The 15,049-nt window shown below is 69.7% G+C and carries 14 protein-coding genes and 1 tRNA gene; 4 read left to right on the forward strand and 11 right to left on the reverse strand.

Features of this window, described 5'->3' with window-relative positions; all coding sequences use genetic code 11:
• Positions 1–85: 85 nt before the first annotated feature.
• From HFP48_RS17330 to prfB, 7 genes are all read right to left on the reverse strand, one after another.
• A complete protein-coding gene (locus HFP48_RS17330; RefSeq protein ID WP_168579795.1) occupies positions 86–928 on the reverse strand; it encodes a DMT family transporter in 843 nt (280 codons plus the stop codon).
• A gap of 8 nt (positions 929–936) precedes the next feature.
• Positions 937–1,410 (reverse strand): SsrA-binding protein SmpB, encoded by a 474-nt coding sequence (gene smpB, locus HFP48_RS17335; protein ID WP_006940611.1) that lies wholly within the window; start codon positions 1,408–1,410, stop codon positions 937–939.
• Positions 1,411–1,527: 117 nt separating this feature from the next.
• Entirely contained in the window at positions 1,528–2,433 is a 906-nt protein-coding gene (gene ftsX, locus HFP48_RS17340) for a permease-like cell division protein FtsX (protein ID WP_006940612.1), read from the reverse strand.
• Between the two features lie 60 nt (positions 2,434–2,493).
• Entirely contained in the window at positions 2,494–3,183 is a 690-nt protein-coding gene (gene ftsE, locus HFP48_RS17345; protein ID WP_029544525.1) for a cell division ATP-binding protein FtsE, read from the reverse strand.
• A gap of 31 nt (positions 3,184–3,214) precedes the next feature.
• Positions 3,215–3,655: a hypothetical protein gene (locus tag HFP48_RS17350; RefSeq protein ID WP_168579796.1), complete on the reverse strand. Its 441-nt coding sequence runs from the start codon at positions 3,653–3,655 to the stop codon at positions 3,215–3,217.
• On the reverse strand, positions 3,652–4,506 hold the full coding sequence (locus tag HFP48_RS17355) for a mechanosensitive ion channel family protein (protein WP_044476174.1): 855 nt from the start codon (positions 4,504–4,506) through the stop codon (positions 3,652–3,654). Before HFP48_RS17355 ends, HFP48_RS17350 begins: the two co-directional genes overlap by 4 nt.
• A 51-nt stretch (positions 4,507–4,557) precedes the next feature.
• Entirely contained in the window at positions 4,558–5,682 is a 1,125-nt protein-coding gene (gene prfB / locus HFP48_RS17360; protein WP_029544529.1) for a peptide chain release factor 2, read from the reverse strand.
• Positions 5,683–5,761: 79 nt separating this feature from the next.
• Between prfB and hisN the strand changes: the two genes are divergently transcribed.
• From hisN to HFP48_RS17375, 3 genes are all read left to right on the forward strand, one after another.
• On the forward strand, positions 5,762–6,547 hold the full coding sequence (hisN, locus tag HFP48_RS17365) for a histidinol-phosphatase (protein ID WP_006940620.1): 786 nt from the start codon (positions 5,762–5,764) through the stop codon (positions 6,545–6,547).
• A gap of 100 nt (positions 6,548–6,647) precedes the next feature.
• Entirely contained in the window at positions 6,648–8,039 is a 1,392-nt protein-coding gene (locus tag HFP48_RS17370; protein ID WP_065922418.1) for an acyl-CoA dehydrogenase family protein, read from the forward strand.
• Positions 8,040–8,082: 43 nt separating this feature from the next.
• Positions 8,083–9,291, forward strand: a complete 1,209-nt coding sequence (locus HFP48_RS17375; protein ID WP_029544531.1) for an acyl-CoA dehydrogenase family protein — start codon at positions 8,083–8,085, stop codon at positions 9,289–9,291.
• 86 nt (positions 9,292–9,377) lie between these two features.
• Here the strand turns inward: HFP48_RS17375 and HFP48_RS31635 are convergent, their stop codons facing one another.
• Both HFP48_RS31635 and HFP48_RS31645 read right to left on the reverse strand, forming a co-directional pair.
• Positions 9,378–9,575 (reverse strand): hypothetical protein, encoded by a 198-nt coding sequence (locus HFP48_RS31635; protein WP_051359197.1) that lies wholly within the window; start codon positions 9,573–9,575, stop codon positions 9,378–9,380.
• A 14-nt stretch (positions 9,576–9,589) separates the two neighbouring features.
• Positions 9,590–9,793 carry a hypothetical protein gene (locus tag HFP48_RS31645; protein ID WP_051359198.1) on the reverse strand — a complete coding sequence of 68 codons (204 nt, stop codon included), beginning with the start codon at positions 9,791–9,793 and terminating at the stop codon, positions 9,590–9,592.
• A 181-nt stretch (positions 9,794–9,974) separates the two neighbouring features.
• Between HFP48_RS31645 and HFP48_RS17385 the strand changes: the two genes are divergently transcribed.
• Positions 9,975–11,618: an acyl-CoA synthetase gene (locus HFP48_RS17385; RefSeq protein WP_029544536.1), complete on the forward strand. Its 1,644-nt coding sequence runs from the start codon at positions 9,975–9,977 to the stop codon at positions 11,616–11,618.
• Between the two features lie 51 nt (positions 11,619–11,669).
• Here HFP48_RS17385 and HFP48_RS17390 read toward each other — a convergent pair.
• Together HFP48_RS17390 and HFP48_RS17395 are read right to left on the reverse strand one after the other, a co-directional pair.
• Positions 11,670–11,746 (reverse strand) — tRNA-Met (locus HFP48_RS17390).
• Positions 11,747–12,001: 255 nt separating this feature from the next.
• Positions 12,002–14,989 (reverse strand): UPF0182 family protein, encoded by a 2,988-nt coding sequence (locus tag HFP48_RS17395; protein ID WP_210432762.1) that lies wholly within the window; start codon positions 14,987–14,989, stop codon positions 12,002–12,004.
• Positions 14,990–15,049: the final 60 nt, after the last annotated feature.

Raw genomic sequence — 15,049 nt, forward strand, 5'->3', positions numbered from 1 at the left:
TTCGCAGGACTACCCACTTTAACGCGCGGACCCCCCTCCGTCATTCCCATTTCCACCGTGATGCGAATGACGTGGCTCACAGCCCTCAGGCGGCCGCGGTGATCATGCCGACGGCGGTGAGGGCGAGCACCATTCCGGTCATCTGGCCCCGCCCGATGCGCTCGCCCAGCACGACCATCGCCAGCAGCACGGTCGCCGCCGGGTACAGCGCGCCGATGACGCTCACCAGCGACAGCATGCCGCCCTGGAAGGCGAACATCAGCGCACCGTTGGCGATCACGTCCAGCACCGCGACCGCGATGATGTGCGGATAGACCCGGCTCGGCGGCCGGATCATCTGCCGCACGCCCAGGGCCACCGCCCACACGACGAGTGTCGCCGTGAGCCGGGACATGCCGAGGGGCCACAGGCCGGTGCCCGCGGGGACGCGGTGCAGCGCGACGAACATCAGCGCGAACGCGACTCCGGAGCCGACGGTCAGCCACGCCACGTTCGCGGTGAATCGGGGTTGCTCGTCCCCGGCGACGCCTTCCTTCGATTCGCGACTGACCAGCACGACGGCGACGAGGGCGATCGCGATGCCGGCGTAGGCGACCGGTCCGGGCCGCTCCCCCGTCGCGATCCCGACGAGCACCGGGATACCGGCCACGAGCACGGCGGTGAGCGGGGACACCACCGACATCGGGCCCGCGGCGAGCGCGAGATAGAACCACCAGATCGCGAGCCCGCCGGCGACACCGGCCGCCGCACCCCAGCCGAGGGACTCGGGGGTGAGGTCGCCGCCCACGAGCGGCGCGGCGGCGAGCACCAGCAGCAGCGACAGCGGGTACGAGACGATCACGAACCGCAGCGCCGCCACCCGGCGGGACGCGACCCCGCCGAGGAAGTCGCTCACCCCGTAGCCGACCGCGGCCACCAGGGCGAGCACGATCGCCGTCAGCGCATGCCCTTCACCCGCCGGCCGAGCTCGCGGGTCACCTCGCGCTCGGCGGTGCGACGGGCCAGGTCCTGCCGCTTGTCGTAGTCCTGCTTGCCCTTGGCCAGCGCCAATTCGACCTTCACCTTGCCGTCGGAGAAGTACATCGACAGCGGGACCAGGGTCTGGTTGCCCTCACGGGTCTTGCCGACGAGGTTGTCGATCTCCCGGCGGTGCAGCAGCAGCTTGCGGGTGCGCCGGGGCGCGTGGTTGGTCCACGTGCCGTGCCCGTACTCGGGGATGTGCAGCCCGCGCAGCCACACCTCGCCGTCGTCGACGGTGGCGAACGCGTCGACGAGCGACGCCTTGCCCTCGCGCAGGCTCTTGACCTCGGTGCCCAGGAGCGCGACTCCGGCCTCGTACGTGTCGAGAATGGTGTAGTTGTGCCGTGCCTTGCGATTCGTGGCGATGACCTTGCGGCCCTTTTCCTTCACTTTCGGGCCCCTCCGGTCCTCCACTTTCGGGCCCCTCCGGTCCTCGATGCGTCCGACAGATCTGTGTACAGCATAGGTAGCGGACGCAACGAGATATTCCCGCGCACCGACGCGCGGCTATTCACGCACGTACAGGCGCAGGGTGACGTAGGCGGTCAGGGCCGCCATGCCGACGCCCACCAGCACCAGGATCGGCGAGACCAGCAGCACGTCGCTGTTGGAGATGCGGGCGACGATGTTGGCCTCGTAGACCTCCGAGAGCACCTCGTCGACGAAGGCGCCCTTCGCGACGAACAACCCCGCGATCGCCAGCGCCGCGCCGATCACGGCCGCCACGACGGCCTCGAGCAGGAACGGCAGCTGGGTGTACCAGCGGGTGGCGCCGACCAGCCGCATGATGCCCACCTCGGTGCGGCGGGTGAACGCGGCGATCTGCACCATGTTCGCGATGAGCAGGATCGCAGCGACCGCCTGGACCGTGGCGATCGCGAATGCGGCGTTGCGGACGCCGCCCAGCACGCTGAACAGCCGCTCGACGAGGTCCTTCTGATTGAGCACGCTGTCGACACCGGGACGGACGGCGAACTGGTCCTCGATCACCCCGAAGCGGTCGGGATCCGAGAGCTTGATCTTGAACGAGGCCGGGAAGCTCTCGGCACTGACGAGCTCGGCGAGCTCCGGCTGGTCCTTGAAGACCCGCTCGGTCGCGTCGGCGACGGCGTCCTCGCGGTTGAGGTACTGCACCGACACCACCGCCGGGGTGTTCTCGAGGTCCGAGCGCAGGGTGCGGCAGATGTCCTGTTCGCAGTCGGGGTCGAGCGTCGAGATGTCGTCGGTGAGGAACACCTGCACCTCGACCCGGTCGAGGAAGATCTGCTGCGTCTTGTCGGCCATCTGCACGACGAGCAGACCCGCGCCGAACAGGCCGAGGGAGATCGCGGTGGTCAGGATCATCGCGACGGTCATGGTCAGGTTGCGGCGCAGGCCGGTGACGACCTCGCTCAGGATGAAGCTGGCACGCATGGAGTGTCGAAGTCCTTCGGTTGCCGGAGGGGCGAGAGCGATGGGAGCGGAGGAGCGCGGTCAGCGACCGACGCCGTAGACGCCGCGCGCCTCGTCGCGCACGACCCGACCGAGATCGAGCTCGACCACGCGGCGCCGCATGGAGTCGACGATGTGGTGGTCATGGGTGGCCATGAGCACGGTGGTGCCCGTGCGGTTGATGCGCTCGAGCAGCATCATGATGTCCTGGCTGGTGTCCGGGTCGAGATTGCCGGTCGGTTCGTCGGCCATGAGCACCAGGGGCCGGTTCACGAAGGCCCGGGCGATCGCGACGCGCTGCTGTTCGCCGCCGGACAGTTCGGTGGGCAGGCGGTCGGCCTTGCCGGACAGGCCGACGAGGTCGAGCACCTCGGGCACGGTGCGAGCGACGACCGAGCGGGGCTTGCCGATCACCTCGAGCGCGAACGCGACGTTCTCGGCCACCGTCTTGCGCTGCAGCAGCCGGAAGTCCTGGAATACGCAGCCGAGGTTCTGCCGCAACCTGGGCACCCGGCGCGCCGACAGGCGGTTGACGTGGAAGTCCGCCACGTGGATGTCACCGGAGGTGGGCGTGTCGTCACGCAGGAGCAGCCGCAGGAAGGTCGACTTCCCGGAACCGGACGGGCCGATGAGGAAGACGAACTCGCCCTTGTCGATCTCGACGCTCACCTTGTCGAGGGCGGGCCGGGTCGACGTCTTGTACGACTTGGACACATTCTCCAGGCGGATCACGCCGCCATGCTAGCCGTTATCGGACGGTGACCTAAGGAACCGACTCGCCGGTAGGTTCGGCGGGGGACGAATCGCCGAGGCCGGGAATCGGAATCTCGGGCAGCCGCAGGCCGGGCTGAGTCGTCGTGGTCGTCGGGGCCGGGGCCTCGGGAACGGTGCGCGAACCCGCTCCGCCGGGCGTGGATCCGGTCCCGGTCGGCGCCGGCGTGGTCGTCGTCGGGGTCGGCTCCGTAGTGGTCGTCGTGGGGCTCGGTTCGGCGGTGGTGGGCTCGGGCACGTACGGCACGTACGGCGTCTCGCTGACGACCACCGCGCCCGGCGGCGCCGTCGCCGTGCCCCGTTCCTCCTCCGGGTTGAGGTACAGGTAGAGCACCCACAGCCCCAGCCACACCAGGCACAGGGCCAGGGTGGCGGTACGCAGCCGGCCGCCGAAGACGTGGTCCGGGATGTGGAACCTGCGAGGCTCGCTCACCGCACCGCCTCGATCCCGTGGATCGGGGTGGACGTGTCGAGCTGTGGATGGACGGTGAGGCCCTGCCGGCGCAACGCGAGCGCGACCCGCACGCGCAGTTCCCGTCCCACCTGGAACTGCTTGCCGGGCAGGGTGCGCGCGACCATGCGAACGCTGACCTGGTCGACCTCGAGGCTCTCGACGCCCATCACGGTGGGCTCGTCGAGCAGCAGTTCCTTCAGCTTCTCGTCCTCGAAGGCATTGACGCCGACCTCGTGCAGGATGTCGTTGACCTCCGCGATGTCGGCCGTGACCGGGATCGGCACGTCGACGACCGCACGGGCCCAGTCCTTGGAGAGGTTGACGGCCTTGTTGATCTGCCCGTTGGGCACGGTGATGACCTCGCCGGCGGCGTTGCGCAGCTTGGTGACGCGCAGGGTGACGTCCTCGACCGTGCCGACGGCGTCGGCGGAGGCCCCGGTGACCGAGATCTGGACCGTGTCACCGAACCCGTACTGCCGTTCGGTGATGATGAAGAATCCGGCGAGAATGTCCTGGACGATGCGCTGGGCGCCGAAGCCGAGCGCCGCGCCGAGGACGGTCGCGGGGGCCACCAGGCTGCCGATGGGCAGCGCGAGGTAGTCGAACACCTTCAGGGTGGCGACGATGTAGACGAACGTGATGACCACCCAGGTGATCACCTGCGCCACCGAGTGCCGGTGTTTCGTCACCTCCGAGCGCACCAGCGCGTCGGACTGCTGATACGTCTCGTCGATGCGGCGGGTGATGCGGCCGCCGGTCCAGCTGACGAACCGCGCGACGAGGACAGCGCCGAGCACGGTCAGCGCGATCTGCAGACCGCTGGTCGACAGCCAGTCGAGGAGCCTGGTACCGGGAAACAGGGTGGATCCTCCGTAGCCGTGTTATTGATTCTGCTTCTGGTTCTCGCGCATGCGCCACCGGATGCCCTCTTCGAGGAACCCGTCGATGTCGCCGTCGAGGACGGCGGCCGGGTTGTTCACCTCGTACTCGGTGCGCAGGTCCTTGACCATCTGGTACGGGTGCAGGACGTAGGAGCGCATCTGGTTGCCCCACGAGCTGCCGCCGTCGCCCTTGAGCGCGTCCATCTCCGCGCGCTCCTCCTGCCGCTTGCGTTCGAGCAGCTTGGCCTGCAGCACGCGCATGGCCGAAACCTTGTTCTGCAACTGCGACTTCTCGTTCTGGCAGGTGACGACGATGCCCGTGGGGATGTGGGTCAGGCGCACCGCGGAGTCGGTGGTGTTGACGGACTGCCCGCCCGGGCCGGACGAGCGGTACACGTCGACGCGGATGTCGTTCTCGTCGACGTCGATGTGGTCGGTGGTCTCGACGACCGGCAGCACCTCGACCTCGGCGAACGACGTCTGGCGGCGGCCCTGGTTGTCGAAGGGGCTGATCCGCACGAGCCGGTGGGTGCCCATCTCGACCGACAGGGTGCCGTACGTGTAGGGCGCCTTGATCGCGAAGGTCGCGGACTTGATGCCGGCCTCCTCCGCGTACGAGGTGTCGTACACCTCGACCGGGTAGCCGTGCTTGTCGGCCCACCGGATGTACATGCGCATGAGCATCTCGGCCCAGTCCGCGGCGTCGACGCCGCCGGCGCCGGCGCGGATGTTGACCAGCGCGTCGCGCTGGTCGTACTCGCCGGACAGGAGCGTGCGCACCTCCATCGCCTCGATGTCGGTGCGCAGGCCGGCCCGCTCGGCGTCGGCGTCGGCCATGGCGGCGGCGCGGTCCTCACCCTCCTCGCCCTCGGCGAGTTCGTAGAGCACCGGTAGGTCGTCGAGCCGGGAGCGCAGCTCCTCGACGCGGCGGAGTTCGCCCTGGGCGTGCGAGAGCTGGCTGGTGACCTGCTGCGCGTGCTCCTGGTCGTTCCACAGCTCCGGGTCGGCGGCCTGGTGCTCGAGTTCGTCGATACGCCGACGCAGCTCGTCCACGTCGAGAACCGCCTCGACGGTCTCGAGGGTGGTCGCCAGTTCGGCCAGGTCTGCGGAAACATCGGGATGCACGATTCCCAAGGTTACCGGGTGTGCGGCGGTACCTCGCCACCGCTCGGGGCCCGGTGGGCTCTCGGCTAGCGTCTGAGGCATGAGCACCGACCTCTCGGCCGATCTGGACCTCGCCCTGCGCCTCGCCGACGAGGCGGACGCCATCACGCGCACCCGGTTCGGCGCCCTCGACCTGACCGTCACCGACAAGCCGGACCTGACACCGGTGTCGGATGCCGATCTCGGCGTCGAACGCGCCGTGCGCGGCACCCTCGGCGCCGAGCGCCCGGGCGACGCGATCCTCGGCGAGGAGTTCGGCGGCGACGCGGTGTTCACCGGCCGGCAGTGGGTGGTCGATCCGATCGACGGGACGAAGAACTTCGTGCGCGGCGTGCCGGTGTGGGCCAGCCTCATCGCCCTGCTCGACGACGGCGTGCCCGTGGTGGGGGTGGTGAGCGCCCCGGCGCTGAACCGTCGCTGGTGGGCCGCGGCGGGCGCGGGCGCGTGGATGGCGCACGACGGCGCAGAGCCGCGCCGCATCGCCGTCTCGCAGGTCACCGACCTGTCCGCGGCGTCGCTGAGCTTCTCGAGCCTGTCCGGCTGGCGCGATCGCGGTCGGCGCGACGAGTTCGTCGCGCTCACCGACGAGGTGTGGCGGGTGCGGGCCTACGGCGACTTCTATTCGTACTGCCTGCTCGCAGAGGGTGCGGTCGACATCGCCCTCGAGCCCGAGGTGTCCCTGTGGGACCTGGCCGCGCTCGACGTGCTGATCCGGGAGGCGGGAGGCCGGTTCACGAATCTGGACGGTGCGGCCGGCCCGCACGGCGGCAGCGCGGTAGCCACCAACGGGGCGCTGCACGAGGGCGTGCTCACGCGCCTGCGGTGATCCGCGCGGCTCCCGCCCACCCCGAACTTACTTGATAGTAGACACCTACCTTACTCCGGAGTAAGGTAGTGGTGTCCGTCCCCACATCGAGAAACTTCTGGTGATCATGAGCAAGCAAGAGAGTGTGGCCCGGAACACCCCTCGCGACACGTCCGCGGTGGGCCTGAATCCCCTCCGACGGGACGCCATGGGCGCCGCGATGCGGGTGCTCACGCGGATCACCGGTTCGGAACTCGCGGACCGGTACAACCTCCGGCAGGCCATCGACCGGGTGACCTACCAGTCCACCAAGACCGGCTTCAAGACGCTCGGCGCCGCCACCCGTACCTTCAAGAAGGTCACCGGCGGCAACGCACCTCAGCGCCTCGACCCCGCCGTCCGCACCGACCTGTTCGACCTGACCCCCACCGACGATCAGCAGATGATCGCCGAGACCGTCCGCGAGTTCGCCGCCGAGATCCTGCGGCCCGCCGCGCACGACGCCGACGAGGCGGCCGCCGCCCCCACCGACCTCCTCGCCCGGGCCGCCGAACTCGGCATCACCCTCGTCAATGTGCCCGAGGCGTTCGAAGGAGCCGCCACCGAGCGGGGCGCCGTCACCAACGCGCTCGTCGCCGAGGCGCTCGCCCACGGCGACATGGGGCTGGCCCTGCCGATCCTCGCGCCGAGCGGCGTCGCGGTCGCCCTCACCCAGTGGGGCACCGAGGAGCAGCAGCGGACCTACCTGCCGGCGTTCGCCGGGGACGACGTCCCGCAGGCCTGTGTCGTGATCACCGAGCCGCGCGCCCTGTTCGACCCGTTCGCGCTGCAGACCAAGGCGGTGCGCTCCCCCAGCGGTTACCGGCTCAACGGCGTCAAGTCCCTCGTGCCGGCCGCCGGCAGCGCCGAGCTGTTCGTCGTCGCCGCCGAGCTCGACGGAAAGCCGTCGCTGTTCCTGGTCGAGTCCGACAGCAAGGGCGTCGCGATCGAGGCCGACCCGTCGATGGGCCTGCGTGCCGCCGGGCTCGGCCGGCTGCATCTGACCGACGTCGCCGTCCCGCAGGCCGCCCTGCTCGGCGACGCGGACGCCGACGCACGCGCCGAGCAGTACGCGGACGCGGTCCGCCTCGCCCGCCTGGGCTGGGCCTCCCTCGCCATGGGTACCGGGCAGGCCGTGCTCGACTACGTCGTCCCCTACGTCAACGAACGGGAGGCGTTCGGCGAACCGATCAGCCACCGGCAGGCCGTCGCCTTCATGGTCGCCGACATGAAGATCGAGCTCGACGGCATCCGGCTGGTCACGCTGCGCGGCGCGGCCCGCGCCGAGCAGGGCCTGTCCTTCGCCCGGGAGGCGGCGCTGGCCCGCAAGCTCGCCACCGACAAGGGCATGCGGATCGGCCTCGACGGCGTCCAGCTGCTCGGTGGCCACGGCTTCACCAAGGAACACCCCGTCGAACGCTGGTACCGCGACCTGCGCGCCGTGGGCGTCGCCGAGGGCGTCGTCCTCGTCTGAGCCGCCCGATCCGGCAGCGTCACCTCACACCTAGGAATCTGTGATGATCAATCTCGAACTTCCCAAGAGGCTCAAGGCGTCGGCGAACCAGGCGCACCAGGTCGCCGCGCAGATCTTCCGTCCCGTCTCGCGCAAGTACGACCTCGCCGAGCACGTGTACCCGGTCGAGCTCGACACGATGGCCGCGATGGTCGAGGGGTTGAACGACTCCGGCCAGGGCGCCTCGGGCGCGGCGCTCGGCCGCGGCGACGAGCCGAAGAAGCAGGCCGGCAACGTCAACGGCGGCAACATGGCGTCGCTGCTCAATGTGATCGAAACCTGCTGGGGCGACGTGGGGCTCACCCTGTCGATCCCCTACCAGGGGCTCGGCAACTCGGCGATCGCCGCCGTCGCCACCGACGAGCAGCTCGAACGCTTCGGCAAGGTGTGGGCGTCGATGGCGATCACCGAGCCGAGCTTCGGCTCCGATTCCGCCGCCGTGACCACCACCGCCGTCCTCGACGGCGACGAGTGGGTCCTCAACGGCGAGAAGATCTTCGTCACCGCCGGCGAGCGCTCGACCCACGTGGTGGTGTGGGCGAGCGTCGACAGGTCGAAGGGGCGCGCGGCGATCAAGTCGTTCGTCGTCCCGCGGGACGCCCCCGGCCTGAGCGTGGCGCGCCTCGAGCACAAGCTCGGCATCAAGGCCTCCGACACCGCCGTCCTGGTGCTCGACAACTGCCGGATCCCGAAGGACAACCTGCTCGGCAGCCCCGAGGTGAACGTCGAGAAGGGGTTCGCGGGGGTCATGCAGACCTTCGACAACACCCGCCCGATCGTCGCCGGCATGGCCGTCGGCGTCGCCCGCGCGGCGCTCGAGGAACTGCGCGGCATCCTCGCCGAGGCCGGCGTCGAGGTGTCCTACGACATCCCGGCCTGCAACCAGCACGCCGCGGCCGCCGAGTTCCTCGCACTCGAGGCCGACTGGGAGGCGGCCTACCTGCAGGCGCTGCGGGCCGCGTGGATGGCCGACAACAAGCATCCCAACTCGCTCGAGGCCTCGATCTCCAAGGCCAAGGCCGGCCGCACCGGCACCGCGGTCACCCTCAAGGCCGTCGAACTGGCCGGCACCTACGGCTACTCCGAGCGTCCGCTGCTCGAGAAGTGGGCGCGCGACTCGAAGATCCTCGACATCTTCGAGGGCACCCAGCAGATCCAGCAGCTCATCATCGCGCGGCGGCTGCTGGGCCTGTCGAGCACCGAGCTGAAGTAGCAGGTCACAGACCACTTCTCCGAGGGGTCGGGCCCCCGCCGTAGGCACCGACGGTGGGGGCCCTCTCGCGCTCCGGGGGCGGTCCGCTACACGCGAGAGCCGGCGGAATCGTCCTCACGTGCGCGGCGGAGATCTTCGCGGAGGGCGACCACCTCGACCGTCAGCGCGGCCACCTGCGCCCGTGTCACCGCCTGGCTCGCCTCGTCCTGCTCGCCCACACGCTCGACCGGCCAGGACGCCAACGTGACCGTCACGACACCGAGCAGGGCGATGCCCGCGATCATCAGGGCGGCCGCGATCAGCCGGCCGGTGGCCGTGACGGGGGCGAAATCGCCGTAGCCGACCGTGGTGACACCCAGGTGAGCACCATCACCGCCTCGCCCACCCGCGCCGTGCCGTCCGCCGGCTGGGCGAGCACCAGCCATGCGTACGCGGCCAGGAACATCCCCGCCGCGGTGGCCATCGGCCATTCGGACAGGCGGCGCCACCGTTCCTCGGTCACTCGAACGCCCCGGAGGCGAGGTATCGGATCACGAACGGATCCTGCCGTCACCGCCGCGCGGGCCGGAATCGCCTCCCGTCCGGGTGCCCGCCGGCAATTCGGACGAATGTCCATGACTGTGAGGCGCGTCACCACTAGGGTTGCGGTGACGCGAATCCGGCACGAGCTCGAAGGGGACAGCATGCCCGGGCAGGACATCATCGACAGGATCACCGGTGCCGCCGGGGGGGTGACCGACACGCTGGGCGCCGTACGGGTGCTCGCCCGCTCCGGGCTGCTGCACTTCCCCCGGGTGGACCACGGGATCGGCACCCTCGTCGCGGTGAGCCGCTACGGTCCGTTCGCCGGACCGGTGCACGCCCACGCCGCGCGTGGCTTCGACGCCGTCGCCCTCGTCGACGAGCGTGGCCGGCTGAGCTACCAGGAACTCGAGGCGCAGTCGAACGCGCTCGTGCGGGCGCTGCAGGCCGACGGCGTCGCGGCGGGGGACGTGATGGGCCTGATGGCCCGCAACCATCGCGGACTCGTTCTCACCATGCTCGCCGCCGCCAAGCTCGGCGCCAAGCTGGTCATGATGAACACCGGGTTCGCTCCGCGGCAGCTCGCGGACGTCGCCGCGCGCGAAGGTGTGGGCACCTTCGTCTACGACGCCGAGTTCGCGGCGGTGGCGGCCGCCCTGCCGCCGGAGGTGCGGACCTACAGCTCGTGGCCCGAGGGCGACGAGCCGGGCCCACCGGGCATCGAGTCCGTGCTCGCGCAGTTCGACGGGTCCGCCGTTCCGCCGCCGAGCACGCTGGGCGGTTTCGTTCTGCTCACCAGCGGCACCACCGGCACACCCAAGGGCGCCCCGCGCGAGCGCACGTCGCCGCTCGCCTCGGCGCAGTTCCTGGACCGGGTACCGCTGCGGCCGGGACAGACGATGCTGATGGCGGCGCCGGCGTTCCACGGGACCGGAATCTCGCAGTTCGGGCTCGCCTTGGCGTTGGGGCAGACGGTGGTGATGGAGCGACGGTTCGACCCGCTCGAGACGGTTCGCCTGATCGAGCGGCACCGGGCCAACGTGCTGGTCGTCGTGCCGACCATGCTGCAGCGGATCCTGGACCTCGGCGGCGAGACGATCGGGCGGTACGACACGTCGAGCCTGCAGATCATCTTCTCCGCCGGGTCCGCGCTGTCGCCGGACGTGTGCCGGCGCACCCGTGAATACTTCGGCGACGTGCTGCACAACCTGTACGGCTCCACCGAATGCGCGGTGGCCACGGTCGCCACTCCCGAGGACATCCGCCGGGCGCCGGGCACGGCCGGACGACCGCCGGTGACGTGCCGGGTCGAACTGTACGACGAGGCCGGCAACCGGATCACGACGCCCGGCGAGGTGGGCCGGATCTTCGTCGCGAGCGGTCTGAGCTTCGACGGCTACACCGACGGCCGGGACAAGGAGCGCATCAACGGTCTGCTCTCGACAGGCGACGTGGGGCACTTCGACGAGGATGGGCTGCTGTTCGTCGACGGCCGAGACGACGACATGATCGTCTCCGGCGGCGAGAACGTGTACCCGCTCGAGGTGGAGAACCTCCTCGTCGAGCGGGACGACGTGTTCGACGCCGCGGTGGTCGGCGTGGAGGATCCGGACTTCGGTCACCGGTTGCGCGCCTTCGTGGTGCCGGCGGAGGGCTCCGAGCGCGACGCCGAGGAGATCAAGGAGTACGTCAAGGCGAACCTGGCCCGCTACAAGGTCCCGCGCGACGTCGTCTTCCTCGACGAGCTGCCGCGCAACGCGACGGGAAAGCTGCTGCGACGCGTGCTCGTCGACATGAAGCCCTGAGCACATGGGAAGGGCCCGGCACCGGATGATCCGGTGCCGGGCCCTTCCACTTGGTAGCGGGGACAGGATTTGAACCTGCGACCTCTGGGTTATGAGCCCAGCGAGCTACCGAGCTGCTCCACCCCGCGTTGCAAGAACGAAGTTACACGGCCCGATGAACGGAATGCAAATCGCCTGGGCGAAGGCCGTTTTCGCCCCTCATCCTGTGTCCTGGGACACACTCGCGCGACGACCCCGCTCACATAACGGTGGAATAACAATCGCGTGGCGAGGCGGCCGACCTGCAGTGCGAGAGCGGCTGCCCCGGCCGGACGCCGAGTCGTCCTCGAACCGACGGGGCCCCGCGCACCTCGTGCGCGGGGCCCCGTTCGTCGCGGAAGGGATCAGCCGCCGGTGGACTGGTACGCGTCCACGGCCGCCTGCACCCGTTGCAGCGCACGGCCGTAGGCGGCGAAGTCGCCCGTGCTCTGGGCCGCACTGAGCTCGGCCAGCGCCGCGTCGAGTTCGGCGACCGCGGCCGCCCGGTCCGCGGGAGCCGGGGCGGGAGCGGGGTTCGGCGCCGGAGCGGGCGCCGGAGCCGCTGCCTGACCGTCCTGCTCCGTCCCCTCGACCGGCGCGGTGGGCGCCGACTCGCCACCCGGCGCGGTGGCCGCACTGCCGACACCGGCCCCGAAGACCTGGTCCAGCGCCGCGGCGAGAGTGGGGGCGTAGCCGATGCGCACGCCGCCGGCAGGGCCGGGCTCGCGATAGCTGACGATCACCCGGGACAGCTGCGGGAACGTCGACGTGCTCCCCGTCGCCGAACTGCGTTCCGTGTACATCGGCTGGACGTAGAGGATCCCGCCCTGGGCGATGGGCAACGTCAGCAGGTTGCCGTACTGGATCCGGTTGGATCTCTCGAGCAGGGTCCGCTCCGACGCGACGCGCGTGTCGGAGATCATCGCGTTCTGCGTCTGTTCGGGACCGAACGTCTGGGTGTCGGTCGGCAGCCGCAGGATCGTGAACCTGCCGTAGTTGTCCGGGTCCGAGTCCACCGAGATGTACGCGGACAGGAACTGCCGGTTGAAGCCCACCATCGCCGAGGTGAGCCGGAACGACGGGCGGGCCGTCTCCTCGTCACCGATCAGCACGTAGTACGGCGGCTGGTTCGCGGTCGTGTCCACCGTCGGATCGCTCGGCACCGACCAGAACGCGTTGTTGGTGAAGAACTCGCGCGGGTCGTCCACGTGATACTTCGCGAGCATCTCGCGCTGCACCTTGAACAGGTCCTCCGGGTACCGGAAGTGCGAGCGGAGCTCGTCGGAGATCTGATCCTGCGGGGTCACCGCATCGGGGAAGACACCCATCCACGCCTTCAGGACCGGGTCCTGATCGTCGACCTGGTAGAGGGTCACAGTGCCGTCGTACGCGTCGACCGTCGCCTTCACCGAGTTCCGGATGTAGGAGACTTCCTTGCGGGGCAGCAGCCGGCCGGTGTTCTGGTCGACGCTGTCCTCGACGAGCCCTTCGAGGGAACTGCGCTGCGCGTACGGGTAGTTGTCGAGCGTGGTGTAGGCGTCGACGATCCACACGATGCGCCCGTCGACCGCGGCGGGATAGGCGTCGCCGTCGGCGGTGAGCCACGGCGCGACCTTCGTCACCCGGTCCCGCGGGTCGCGGTTGAACAGCAGCTTCGACTCGCTGCCGATGGCGCTCGAGAACAGGATGTTGCGTTCGGCGTACTTGGACGCGAACGCGAGCCGGTTGAACCAGTTGCCGATCGAGACGCCACCCGAGCCGGTGTAGGTGTACTGCGCGGTGTCGGTGTCGTACTCCCGCGGGGCCTCCCCCTCGGCGGCACCGACGATCGCGTAGTCGGGCTCCTCCTGCGCGATGACCTCACCGAAGTAGATCCGCGGCTGCTCGACCGGAATCACCTGGTTGCCCGACTCGAGCGATGCGATGTCGCTGACCATGTACACCGGGTAGCCACTGTTGCTGTTCGCGGCCTCTTCCGCGGACTCGCTGGCGGCCGCGTTCACTCGGTTGGCGGGAGCCGCGACCAGGCCGTTGCCGTGGGTGTACACCGTGTGCTTGTTGATCCAGTCGGTCTGGTTGCCCGTCAGGCTCGACGGCGACAGCTCGCGGGCGGCGACGATGTAGTCCTCGCGCTCCCCGTCGATCTCGTACCGGTCGATGTCCAGCGACGGCGGGAACCCGTAGAAGTTCTTCAGCTGCTGCTGCTGGGTGAAGGTGCGCGGCAGCACGTTGGGATCGAGCAGGCGGGTGTTGGCGATGGTGGTCACGTCCGCCGGCACGTTGCGCGGTGACGTGGTGCCCACGCCGGGGTAATCCCGGTACTCCACGATCTCGTCCGTGATGCCGTAGGCCTCACGCGTCGCCGCGATGTTGCGCTCGATGTACTCGGACTCCTTGACGGCGGCGTTCGGCCGGACGGAGAACTGCTCGACCACCAGCGGCCACACGGCCCCGACGAGGATCGACGAGAGCACGAGCAGGGCCGTCGCCATCGCCGGGATGCGCAGGTCACGCAGCACGATGGCCGCGAAGAACGCCACCGCGCAGATGACCGCGATCGCCATCAGGATCAGCTTCGCGGGCAGCACGGCATTGATGTCGGTGAAGCCCGCGCCCGTGAAGGTGGGCTCCTTGCGCCCGCTCCACAGCAGTGCGTACCGGTCGAGCCAGTACGCGATCGCCTTGAGCGCAACGAAGATCCCGGCCAGCACGGCCAGCTGGATGCGGGCGGCGCGGGTGAGGCTGCCGCCGCGGCCGGCGAGCCGGATGCCGCCGAAGATGTAGTGGGTGACCAGGCTGGCGAAGAGCGCCAGGATGACCGCCACGAACATCCAGTTCAGCAGGAAGCGGTAGAACGGCAGGTCGAAGGCGTAGAACCCGACGTCCAGCCCGAACTGGGGGTCCGTGGTGCCGAACGAGCCGCCGTTGAAGAACATCTGCACGGTCACCCAGCTCGCCTGCGCGATCAGGCCCGACAGCACGCCGAGCACGATCGGAATGCCGAGGCCGAACGTGCGCAGCCGGGTCATCACCGTGGTGCGATACCGCGAGATGGGGTCGTTGGGCCCGGATGCGGGCACGAACACCGGCCGCGATCGGTACGCCAGCAGCAGCGCCAGCCACACCACACCGCCCACGAACAGGCTCACGAGGAGGAACAGGACGATCCGGGTCAACAGCACCTTCAGGTACACGTCACGGAAGTCGACCTCGCCGAACCACAGCCAGTTGGTGTAGGCGTCCACCAGTCGGGGACCGACCAGCAGCAGCACCGCGGCCACCACGGCCAGGCTCAGCAGGATCTTGCTGCGTTTCGACAGCGAAGGTACTCCGGTGGGGGGCCTCATGCCCACGTGCCACACTCCCAATTCTCCGGCGACGCGAACGCGCCGCAGCTGTTCACCCCGACTGTC

This window comes from Rhodococcus sp. DMU1, assembly GCF_012272955.1.
Classification (GTDB): domain Bacteria; phylum Actinomycetota; class Actinomycetes; order Mycobacteriales; family Mycobacteriaceae; genus Rhodococcus; species Rhodococcus aetherivorans.

Bases quoted from the DNA above. Each gene is read 5' to 3' on its own strand.
- ftsX (WP_006940612.1), bottom strand. From the start codon at position 2,433: ATGCGTGCCAGCTTCATCCTGAGCGAGGTCGTCACCGGCCTGCGCCGC.
- hisN (WP_006940620.1), top strand. From the start codon at position 5,762: ATGAGCACCGACCTCTCGGCCGATCTGGACCTCGCCCTGCGCCTCGCC.
- HFP48_RS17375 (WP_029544531.1), top strand. From the start codon at position 8,083: ATGATCAATCTCGAACTTCCCAAGAGGCTCAAGGCGTCGGCGAACCAG.
- HFP48_RS31635 (WP_051359197.1), bottom strand. From the start codon at position 9,575: ATGATCGCGGGCATCGCCCTGCTCGGTGTCGTGACGGTCACGTTGGCG.
- HFP48_RS17385 (WP_029544536.1), top strand. From the start codon at position 9,975: ATGCCCGGGCAGGACATCATCGACAGGATCACCGGTGCCGCCGGGGGG.